General features: G+C 37.8%; 12 protein-coding genes. 1 reads left to right on the top strand and 11 read right to left on the bottom strand.

Going from position 1 to position 9705, the window contains the following annotated elements; translation table 11 throughout:
- Nucleotides 1-191 precede the first annotated feature (191 nt).
- The 11 genes from AC3DU7_RS16185 to AC3DU7_RS16135 all read right to left on the bottom strand — a co-directional run bounded on the left by AC3DU7_RS16185 (nucleotide 192) and on the right by AC3DU7_RS16135 (nucleotide 8577).
- On the bottom strand, nucleotides 192-476 hold the full coding sequence (locus tag AC3DU7_RS16185) for a hypothetical protein (RefSeq protein WP_488040356.1): 285 nt from the start codon (nucleotides 474-476) through the stop codon (nucleotides 192-194).
- A gap of 111 nt (nucleotides 477-587) precedes the next feature.
- Nucleotides 588-962: a hypothetical protein gene (locus AC3DU7_RS16180; RefSeq protein WP_488040355.1), complete on the bottom strand. Its 375-nt coding sequence runs from the start codon at nucleotides 960-962 to the stop codon at nucleotides 588-590.
- A complete protein-coding gene (locus AC3DU7_RS16175; protein WP_488040354.1) occupies nucleotides 962-1582 on the bottom strand; it encodes a hypothetical protein in 621 nt (206 codons plus the stop codon). The genes AC3DU7_RS16180 and AC3DU7_RS16175 overlap by 1 nt, the downstream gene beginning before the upstream one ends.
- 15 nt (nucleotides 1583-1597) lie before the next feature.
- A complete protein-coding gene (locus AC3DU7_RS16170; protein WP_488040353.1) occupies nucleotides 1598-2182 on the bottom strand; it encodes a hypothetical protein in 585 nt (194 codons plus the stop codon).
- Nucleotides 2183-2269: 87 nt separating this feature from the next.
- Nucleotides 2270-3418 (bottom strand): hypothetical protein, encoded by a 1149-nt coding sequence (locus tag AC3DU7_RS16165; RefSeq protein WP_488040352.1) that lies wholly within the window; start codon nucleotides 3416-3418, stop codon nucleotides 2270-2272.
- 5 nt (nucleotides 3419-3423) lie between these two features.
- Nucleotides 3424-4383, bottom strand: coding sequence for a hypothetical protein (locus AC3DU7_RS16160; protein ID WP_488040351.1), 960 nt, complete (start codon nucleotides 4381-4383; stop codon nucleotides 3424-3426).
- On the bottom strand, nucleotides 4383-4787 hold the full coding sequence (locus AC3DU7_RS16155) for a hypothetical protein (RefSeq protein WP_488040350.1): 405 nt from the start codon (nucleotides 4785-4787) through the stop codon (nucleotides 4383-4385). The genes AC3DU7_RS16160 and AC3DU7_RS16155 overlap by 1 nt, the downstream gene beginning before the upstream one ends.
- A gap of 3 nt (nucleotides 4788-4790) precedes the next feature.
- A complete protein-coding gene (locus AC3DU7_RS16150) occupies nucleotides 4791-5408 on the bottom strand; it encodes a hypothetical protein (RefSeq protein ID WP_488040349.1) in 618 nt (205 codons plus the stop codon).
- Complete coding sequence (locus tag AC3DU7_RS16145) at nucleotides 5371-7119, bottom strand: hypothetical protein (RefSeq protein ID WP_488040348.1); 1749 nt, start codon at nucleotides 7117-7119, stop codon at nucleotides 5371-5373. The genes AC3DU7_RS16150 and AC3DU7_RS16145 overlap by 38 nt, the downstream gene beginning before the upstream one ends.
- Before the next feature lie 11 nt (nucleotides 7120-7130).
- Nucleotides 7131-8039 carry a hypothetical protein gene (locus tag AC3DU7_RS16140; RefSeq protein ID WP_488040347.1) on the bottom strand — a complete coding sequence of 303 codons (909 nt, stop codon included), beginning with the start codon at nucleotides 8037-8039 and terminating at the stop codon, nucleotides 7131-7133.
- A 7-nt stretch (nucleotides 8040-8046) separates the two neighbouring features.
- Entirely contained in the window at nucleotides 8047-8577 is a 531-nt protein-coding gene (locus tag AC3DU7_RS16135; protein WP_488040346.1) for a hypothetical protein, read from the bottom strand.
- A 165-nt stretch (nucleotides 8578-8742) separates the two neighbouring features.
- Here AC3DU7_RS16135 and AC3DU7_RS16130 point away from each other — a divergent pair, with 165 nt between their 5' ends.
- Complete coding sequence (locus AC3DU7_RS16130; RefSeq protein WP_488040345.1) at nucleotides 8743-9402, top strand: hypothetical protein; 660 nt, start codon at nucleotides 8743-8745, stop codon at nucleotides 9400-9402.
- The last annotated feature ends 303 nt before the right edge of the window (nucleotides 9403-9705 follow it).

Below are 9705 nucleotides of genomic sequence, written 5' to 3'. Positions count from 1 at the left end.
ACCTCTAAGCCTTCTCTCGACAATATTCCCGATCTGATACTTAACCACTTAGAAACTTTGCTCCGTCAAGGTGAATCCCCACGTTATTTCGTCGCTGCCAGTGATGGCCACAACTTTGGCACCAGTATTCGTGATGTCCTGTTTTAATATCAGTGCTTCCGCACTTTGGACAAGTCAAAATTTTAGAAAGGCTAAAAATTTTCTTCATCCATTTCGATATAAGGGCGAACATGATACTCCAGATTCTTTGATAAAAAATTTTCAATATCTTTAACGCAAAGTCTGTGACGTTTCATTTCTCTCAACAGTCTTCTATCCCTTTCCCTTAAAGAATTTGCTATGCTTGTTAAGTTGCCTGCACTTTCCTTAATCTGGTATTCCATTCCTCCGATATACCTAAAAACTGCCCAACTAGCAATAATTACAGCAGCAAAAGTAGCTATCATGCCAATAGTGACAACTGTTTCTGGAGCCATTTTTTAAGATTTTATTGATAACTTTACATAACGTTAATTTATTTCAAAAATACACTTCAAATATTTTTGTCTAAACTCTATTCGTCAAGAAAAAATAATTCTATTTCACTGTCATCCTACATATTCCCAGACAGACAAAGTTATTTCACTCATTCTTGTAGGAATAATAAACTTTAAAGAATAACTAACCTCTGTAGGTAATTGAATTAAAGTTTTGTTGTTGATTTTGAGATTTTGGTTATAGGCAATAACATTAGCGTCAATATTAGGAATGTTAATTAATACTTCCAAATACGCACCCAACCACCAATAACTAGGAACAGTAGGATTAAAAGGTTGCACTACAATATTAGAAGTTTGAAAGGTGATAGGAATTATAATCGGGTCAATAGGATAATATTGATTTGGCGCTTTATAAACAGCTTCATATTTTTGATAAAAACTTAAAGCCCAATTTTCACTATTGACTATTGTTTGGTCAATCATTAACCTCGTGTGATTGAAGCTATAACACTATTTTTTCCTAAAATAAGAGTAGCTGTGCCATTAGTCCCCATCACCGCAGCTAAAGGCCCTTCAGGTGAGGTTTGTTTAAATTGCTCAAGAAACCAATCGTAAACGTCGTCAAAGCTCGGCGTTCCTGTTAAAGATGGGTTAAAGCCAAAAGGAATCAACCTGTGAGATTGTCCGTCACTTTCCTCGCTGTATTTTTTTATCCAACTCGTGCCCCATTCTGTTGTTTGTCTAGTTGGAGTTCCTATACCATGAACAATTAATACTCTGGGATATTTAGTTGTAGCGTATTTATTTGAAACTTTTGCAGCAGCTCCAATGTCGGCTGTATAAGGCAAACAGCCAATTTTTGCTAATCCTGCTGCATCAGTTGTTCCACAAACTTTTTTGATAGATGCTACAGTGTCTCGAACGATATAATACTGCTCCGCTGGCTTTTGAAAAGACGGTACTAAAACATCTATAGTTTCACCTTGAGAGCGATAAGAAATTTGTCTGTTGGGGTCTGCTCGCCTAGCAGCTAAAGCTCTCAGTCTTGCTTCTTCTTGCTCTATTTTTTCGGATAAATATATTGAGTCTTTGATTTGTGCCATTTTTCTAATTTAATTTTATGCTGACAAGGTTTTGCTATCAATAACAGAATTATCTACTCCCAAAAGGTAAACATTACATGGTTTAGCGGTAGACTGAATTTCATTGTCTATCGTTTTCCAAAGTAAATTAATTTCTTTCATGTTGGCACCACCAATAGGAAGTTGCCGACTCTTTTGACCAGCTATTTCGTTATTGTAATCAAGCACTCTAGTTCCCCAGGCTGTAAGTCTTGCTACCGCAGCAGCTCGTTTATGCACAACTTTAATACTGCAATAATGGTTAGAAAAGCCACGTTGAGGAGCAGAAGCTTTATTTGCTGGCAAATCCAAGGTTCCGCCAATGCTTGTTAAGTTAATTTCTTCTGCTCCTCCTAAAATTTGTATAAGATTCGTTTCCGGTACAGATACTCTTATGTACAATTCTTCTGGATCGGTTACAGAAGGTACATAATATGTAATCATCTCGCCTCTACCTTGATAAGCTGTAGTAATACCTTGGTTAATTTGTTGTTGCAAAGCATTCTGCTTATACTCCTCTCTTCTCTCAGCTACAGCAGCTTGTCGCTTTAGCCTTACAAGCTTGGTTGATAATCTAGCCATGTATTTTTGTCAATTAATTATCTTTTATTTTTAGCTCAAAAATTGCTAGGTTTTACGCTAGAGAGGTTAACCTATCTGAGTTTTTTGTTAGTAATTTACAAGGTTAGGCAAAATTTCTCCTTTATCACTGACCAAAGTAATTAATTGTGGCCATTTCCCTAGAAAAATTGTGGAGTATTGGAATTTAACATCTGCTATAGGCCTGTAACGAGGTTCTCTAATTTGCGTTCCTAACACATTGATTTCTTTAGGAATAGTAGGATAATTTTTTTCTGGCTCCTCTGGTAAATTACTTTTAAAGTATTTGGAATTATATGTATGACCTTGAATTGCCAATACTTTATTGACTATATTTAAAGCAACTGGTTTATTTCTAGCTAAAATTTGAAGTTGATAACCTTGTTTCCACATGGTATATGGATACATTTCTTTGCCTTTTTTCCAAATATAACCACCATTATCCCAAAACAAAGATTTAATTTTAATGGCTAAATTGTTTAAATCAGTCTTAGTTATTTTTGGTAAAGGTGATTCTGGATCGTCTGTTTTATCCATTAGTCTAAAGCTTATTTCTCCAGCAACAGGAGAATAACCAGGCTCTACATCTGCTATATCTTCCAAGAAGTGCAAAAATACCCTTGGTTGAGTCCGACGGGCAATACGATCTGGTGGTATGTGAGGCATAGCATTGTTAGCAGCTTCAACTACCCTCATCCCCTCCAGCAACTGTTGCCTCAATTCAATATAAGTACCCGCCAAAACCTCCGAATCATCTTCAACAGTCCGGTCTTTCCAGAACCGAATCACCATATACCCCCTTTCCCTAGCTTGCTCTTTAGTAAGTAGGTTTAACTTCTTAGGTCTATTAGCGGGTTCCTTTCCCCAAGGTTTTAACTTACTTGCTGCTGGTTTTTTAGTAGAAGGCAGATTTTTCTGAAATTCATACTCAAAATCTTCAAACCATTCCTCAAAATCAATAGTAAAACCCAGGCGATCACCTAACATATCATGGCCAGCTTTCAAAAGGCTTGACTGCTGGATGATTGACCATTCTGGGCCAGCCAAATAATACCTTTGTTTTTGATCTAAATCCTTGTTTGGTGTAAATTGATACAAGTCAATATTAGCTTGCTCAAATATCTCCCCACTACCAACACTTCCGCCGATTATTGTCGCCTTGTGAATATTGGAAATTTCCTCCAATATCTGCTTTTCCCAATTATTTTGAGTTGTCATAAGTGTTATTCAACTATCATTTCAATTGAGTCACTAAACCCTCGCCACAAACCAGACCGCAATCCTTGACTAAAGTTTCTAATCCTCTCATCCTTAATCACTGTCTTTTCTAGCTTATTTACCCCATCTTCCAGGCTCCACGGTTCATTATCCTCATCCCCCCACTTAGCGATCGCCTTATCAAGTCCAGGCACTAACTTCTTGACTCCATCAGGAAATCGCTTCCACAGTTTTTTAATAGCCCTTCTGCCGTGCAAAAAGGCGTACTTTATTGCGATTTGCAGCCCAGTTTGAATACCTTGATAAGCAAAGTTAGATACATTTTGAAGCATCTCCTGCCTCAGCTCTGGCTTTAGCTGCCAAACTAGAGCCATAGTCCTCATATTTATCCGAACTTTGGGTGGCGAATTTAATCCCCCTACTGCCATAGTTGCAATCTGCCTGCCAATGAATTCTCCCGCAGGGCCGTAAAGATTATCAACAGCAGCTTTAATATCTGCTAATATTTGCTTATCCGAAATCTGAACATCAAATTCATATAAAGTTTCAGCAGTAGTTAGAATACCAGTAGCTAACCCTCCTAAGCCACCTCCAACAACTAATCCACCACCAACACCAAGGGAGCTTACAGCTGCACCGACACCACCCGTAAGCCATCCCACAGCTGCACCACCGACAATCAAAAGCGTTCCCGCAGCTAATCCTGCTGCCACAGTTCCGGCTGCTGCTGCCAAAGGATCGTCCTTTGCCCATTGGTTAAAAATCTTACCAAAAGTGCCTTTCCGGATGCTTTCGACTAAAGCTTTACCACCTTCTGCAACTCTATTTAAAAAGTTTCCTGCCGACACCACAGGTTTTTTAACTAACTCAGCTAGCGGGCTACCAATTTGCTTGAGCCAAGTCAAATCTACAGGTTCCTCGCTTGTAATAGCTGAGGACAAAGTTGCTGCTGCTATGACTACCATTATTTTTTACCTTTACTATTTTTTTGACTACCTCCAAACCCTTTAGACTCGGGGACAGAAACCTTTACGGCTTTTTCCTTACTAACCTTCTTCAACTCTGGCTGTCGCTCTTTATCTACTTTTGGCTGCTGCTTTCGAGATACCATGCCAGAAAAATCATTTTCTAGCTGTTTCCCATAAGTGTTTAAACCCTTGCTTCCATCTGTTCCCGCAGCATATTGCATATCTCTAATTAGCAACGCTCGCTCTCCATATTGCTGAACAATTACTCCTTTTAATCCTACTTCTAAGAAATCGGCGATCGCCTGAACTTTTTCTTCCGGAGTTCTAGGATTAGATGTCTGAGAAACATTAGCAGAATTAGGATTGCCGTGAGGTTTGATTTTATATTGTTTGATTGCCATAATTTAAATTTTCACCCACTCGAAAATATTATTTTTAATTAAATTAAAACCTTGCTCCGAAAGGTTGCTAAACTCATCAATATAGTTGGCTTCATCATAATTCTCTAATGGTGATAAGTCTACCACTCGGTCAAATTGAGCTAACGTTTGCATAGCTTTATTAGGCAAGTTTAACTGACGGTCATGCCAATGTGCTTTAATAGGCATCAACACTAAATTAGGGTTTTCTTGATAGTAATAATTCAGCATTTCTGCCCAATTTTGGAAAAGAAAATTTATATCATCGTTTGATAAATTCTTCCACCAATTATCATTGTAAAATCCCCTTTTGTCAGGCTTGTGACGATAAGAAAATAATCGTTCATTGATACTCTTAGATTGTATACTTTTAATAGTCTCAATTTCTTTGCAGCCAGCCAAAGGATAAGTACAATGAAAAAAAACTATGTCAAACCTTTTTGCCTTACGGAACATCCGATTAATAACATTGTCATTGATAGGCAATCCTCCAACACCATATTGATTTTCGTTAGCTAAATAAATAGATTTTTTAGCAGTATTATCTCCGCAAAACAGAAAGGTCTTAGGTTTTTGTAAATTGCTCGATGTCGCTAATGTCATATTCTTTCAATTCAGAAATTAAATTGGGTTGATCATCATCATATCCTTCATAAAGGAAGTTTTGTTGTGAATTTTGTATAAATTTGGGCAGAAGTGTCTCTAATTTTTCTTCAGTGTTTAAAACTTTTTCTGTTACTTCTACAGTTTTCTTGTCTTGCTTCTTTTTGGTAGTTTTCTTTTTATATAATGCCTGAACATTAAAAGGCATTATGATTTTGAATTGTTTTTCTTTTATAGGAACTCCTAAAAAAGTCATAATGTCTCGCAACTTTCTAACGCCTTCCGTTACCGCTCTAAGTATTTGGGATAAGGCTATGTCGGTGGCTCCCAATACTCTCAAAATGGCTTCGTTATTAGTATCATTCTTATAGCTATTTTCTAATATTTGTTTGATAGCTGCATGAGCATTTACAGTCTTAGGCTTAAGCCCTTGTTTCCCGGCTTTGATTAGGTTAGTATCCTCAAGTTCAGCTACAATTGGATGGATGCCAAGGTGGTCCATTATTCTTACTTGAAATTCTAGTATTTTTAGATAGTTTGTAGCTAAATAATTACCTTTCCCTTCCATGGCAATCAATCTGTTAGGAGCTGAGAAACCTTCGTCAATCATCTCATCAACAGCCAATACATCGTAGATTTGCCTGATCATTTCACAGCATTTTTCATCCATATCTTTATTCTTCTTTTTTTGTATTTTCCCAGACTGCTTACCGTTAATTCCTCCCCTAGTAGGAGTCTCTTTAATTGGCCTGGAATCTATTACACTAAAGCTATAGTAAAACCATACTCCAAGTGGATCTACAGGAGAGGGAGGATTCCAGCCTCCATATCTTTCAGTAGCGGGAATCAAAGTGCTAGAAAAAACATTTGGAAGTTGATTTTTAATTACTTTTTGTATTTGGCCAGCGTAACCTACGTATAAAAAGCCATTGCGGATATTTCCTCGAGAAGAAGAATTATAAAAAGTAGAGTTTATTGTATAGCCATCATACTGATAAAAAGTCATTTCATTTTCCACTGAAGTTTCGCTCTGTTCTCCCAAGTCAACAGGAATCCACTCTGGATGAACGCTACTTGGCCGATACCATCCCTGATTTTGGGCTTTTTCTTTCAAAATGACTTTCCAAGCAATGCGTGTAGCAGTAAATTCTAATATTTCTCCTTCAGTTACTGTTTTCTTTCGTCGTTGAGAATGAGCGTTCATATATTCTCTTGCTATTCCTGCGACATAAGCATCTTGAGTTACTCCTACTAAAAAAACTCCTATATCTAAAGGACTTCCTGGAATTTCTATCGTGGAATCATTATCGCCTGAACCTGGCTCTTCAAAATCCTCATCAGGTAATTTTTCCTCTTGCTCCTTATCTTCATCACAATCAGGAATCCGGCGCACCTCTGTATGAGTAGTCACTCCTGATATTTTATAAGTTAAGACAACAGTACAGCCATCGCGCTCTCCCTCAATACTGTAAGTATCAAAGGCGTAGCTAACTTTGGAATTGTTTATTTCTATTAAGTCTAATTCTACCGCAGCAATTCCAATTCCTAAAGTCAGTGCTACCTTCTCCATACTGATATGAATTTTAGCTCCAATACCAGCTTCCTCAAAGCCAAAAGTAATCGAAGGCATTCCGTCGATTATGCCAGCACCAGCTCCAAATCCAGTTCCTTGACGCCTAGTTCCTCTTCTGCCTGCTAATCCTTTTCCCATAATTACCTTTACTAACCATAGAATTCTTGATAGCCAACCTTACCACTGCCTTTTTCTCTAATGCCGTACAGCCGTTGAAGTATATAATATTTAGTCGCTGGCATTATCCATTGATGTTGATTTCCTCCACTCCAGGTAGCTCGATCGAAATCAATCGATAAACTCTCACCTGGCTCTAGGAATGGTGAGTTAGTAGAAACTAGCGAACTGCTATTTGCAAACCTAAAATACAATTTAGAGTCCCCATCATTACTCACAAACAGAATTTTTCTATTGTGGCGGGAGGAGAGTATTTCTGTCCCTCTTAAGCCAACTTCTACACTTCCTGAATTTTCTGACAACCTTTTTGTAGGTTCACCTTCAAAGTAACTAATACTACCAGTGTAACCGCCGTTGATTTCAACAATATCAAAATCTCCCAAGTTCCCATCTATGCTCACTCCTATTTTGTAACGAGTATCTGAATATAAGATTTCTGCATCTCTAAGTAGATAAGGGTCAAATAAATTAAGATATCCATACTGGCCTAAGTTGTACAGAAACTCTCCCGCTTTAGGTATCCCCCAAACTTCATCTTCCCATAGGGTATGAATCATTAGCTCGATAGTGTGTTTACTTTTGACATTATATTTCCTTTTAAAATCATAATATTTCGATTGCTTTTGCAGGTTAGTTTCTCTCAATTCGTTAACCTTGGGTAATCCTGCGTCGGGAATTCGACTCAAGCTCTTGATGTAATAATCGCACTGAAGATACTCTAGCTGACCTTTGAATATATAATCAGTACTGTTGGCAGGTTGGTGATAGTTGGCGATCAGTGCCCAGTCTATCAATGTTTGAATGTTGCCAGGAAGAGTTTCCTTGCTCAACCTCAACGGTCTAATGTGACCGCATACCTCTCGTTTAATTCCTTCTCTCATTTAACAATCAAAGCCCTCCAAGTGTAAAAGTGCCACCTTGTTCGGGATTGTCAATGTTGGGTTGATAATCAGTGATGATGCAAGTATCTTTCATCCCCCAAAATCTTTGTTTAGCAACAAACCTACCTGCTAAAAAATTGAATTTCGGTTTAATGATTATTTCCCCACCACTAGAGTCGTCAAGTTTTTTTACGTGATCAAAGATACCTCCAAATCCATTAGGGCTACGAATAAAATCAGATAAATCATCTTTTAATAACCTGTTAATACCTATTTTGAACAAAAACATTAGCGCCTCAACGGGTTTAATTGATTGCATATCTAGACTGCCGCTTCTATACCCTGCTCCGGCTGCATCAATGTTGAATGTAATAGGTTTGCCGGGGGTGATTCCATTGATAAAAAAAGTTTTGTATCCGACAATGTCGTAGTCGCTAGAACTGTAATTGTCAATGATGCTAGCAAGTTCATAGTCGTCTATCTCATCTGAATAAGAAACGTCAGTTTGCACCCAGAGACTTACACTCACGTTAGCCACTTCATCCCCTCCTAACTTATATGTAATTGGCTCCTGCTGTCGAATAACAACAGCAATTTCACAATCATCTATATTACTATAGCCCTTTAATTGTATCCCTCCGTCGGCATTATCTCTATATTCTGGAGCATTTGGGTTGAGCTGTAAAAAAGTATAATCGATGAAGTGGTTTTAACGCTTCGTGATATTTCAACCAAGTTGGATAGACTAAATCTTACCATCCCTCAAGAATTAACAGTACGCCTTCCTGGAATTGAAACGCCTCCAGTAGATCCAGAGGCTAGCTTGATTGTTGGTTCTAACACAATGCAATACATGCTTGCAGATAAGGAAGGGAACGTTTACCCAACTGAGCTACAGCCTCAATTAAACCCAGCAGTCAACACTTTCTACTACCGTCAGCTTTCAAAATTGGATAACTTGTTCCAAATTAGCGGCCGTTACGTTGCACAGAACATTCAACAAGTTCCTGTTGCGACATTAAATAACTACAATACTGCTAACGGTACATCTTTTTCACAAGAAACAATGGAAAAGTTGATTTTGCCAATTCAAAATGCAACAAGCATGGATATCCCGCTGATTTTATCAGCAGAACATGAATGGAGGAACCTTGGCAATGGAAGCGTAATTGAATGGTTAGAACCTTTTGTTGCGTCATGGAAAGCAGCTTCAAATGAAGTTTACTTCAAGTATCCAAAAGGTCAATACGCAACAATATTTGGCAATACTTTGGAATGGGATATTAATGTAAATTTCCAAGGACTGGTAAATCTCACGCAAGAAAAAGTTGAAGCACTTGAGACAAGCCAAGTAACTAATTAAAAGGTTGTCTGTTATGGTGTTCAACAATCACTAGACACCATAACAGTAATTATTGATATTTGATAATAATAATCACTCAACTCTTAGGTAAAGGGGAGTAGGGGGGCTTTTTAAATTGTCAGACTAAATGTAAAAGTTATGTAAAAGTTGTCAAAGTTTTAACTTAAACAGGAAATATTAATTATGCAGCTTCTGGTTCCTTACTACTCCCAGAGGGACAACCGAGTTAATTGGTGGAGAACTTGCAATGCCTCGTCAATGGCTATGTGCGCTCAATATCTTAATCCTGGTTGTATATCTGGG

The organism is Okeania sp. (assembly GCF_983059655.1).
Note: the sequence above shows the minus strand (reverse complement) of the source record. Positions and strands in the feature narration are given on the sequence as shown.

Excerpts from the sequence above, each read along its gene's own strand:
- AC3DU7_RS16160 (WP_488040351.1), bottom strand. The coding sequence starts at position 4,383 with ATGGTAGTCATAGCAGCAGCAACTTTGTCCTCAGCTATTACAAGCGAG.
- AC3DU7_RS16175 (WP_488040354.1), bottom strand. The coding sequence starts at position 1,582 with ATGGCACAAATCAAAGACTCAATATATTTATCCGAAAAAATAGAGCAA.
- AC3DU7_RS16150 (WP_488040349.1), bottom strand. The coding sequence starts at position 5,408 with ATGACATTAGCGACATCGAGCAATTTACAAAAACCTAAGACCTTTCTG.
- AC3DU7_RS16140 (WP_488040347.1), bottom strand. The coding sequence starts at position 8,039 with ATGAGAGAAGGAATTAAACGAGAGGTATGCGGTCACATTAGACCGTTG.
- AC3DU7_RS16185 (WP_488040356.1), bottom strand. The coding sequence starts at position 476 with ATGGCTCCAGAAACAGTTGTCACTATTGGCATGATAGCTACTTTTGCT.
- AC3DU7_RS16180 (WP_488040355.1), bottom strand. The coding sequence starts at position 962 with ATGATTGACCAAACAATAGTCAATAGTGAAAATTGGGCTTTAAGTTTT.
- AC3DU7_RS16165 (WP_488040352.1), bottom strand. The coding sequence starts at position 3,418 with ATGACAACTCAAAATAATTGGGAAAAGCAGATATTGGAGGAAATTTCC.
- AC3DU7_RS16155 (WP_488040350.1), bottom strand. The coding sequence starts at position 4,787 with ATGGCAATCAAACAATATAAAATCAAACCTCACGGCAATCCTAATTCT.
- AC3DU7_RS16170 (WP_488040353.1), bottom strand. The coding sequence starts at position 2,182 with ATGGCTAGATTATCAACCAAGCTTGTAAGGCTAAAGCGACAAGCTGCT.
- AC3DU7_RS16145 (WP_488040348.1), bottom strand. The coding sequence starts at position 7,119 with ATGGGAAAAGGATTAGCAGGCAGAAGAGGAACTAGGCGTCAAGGAACT.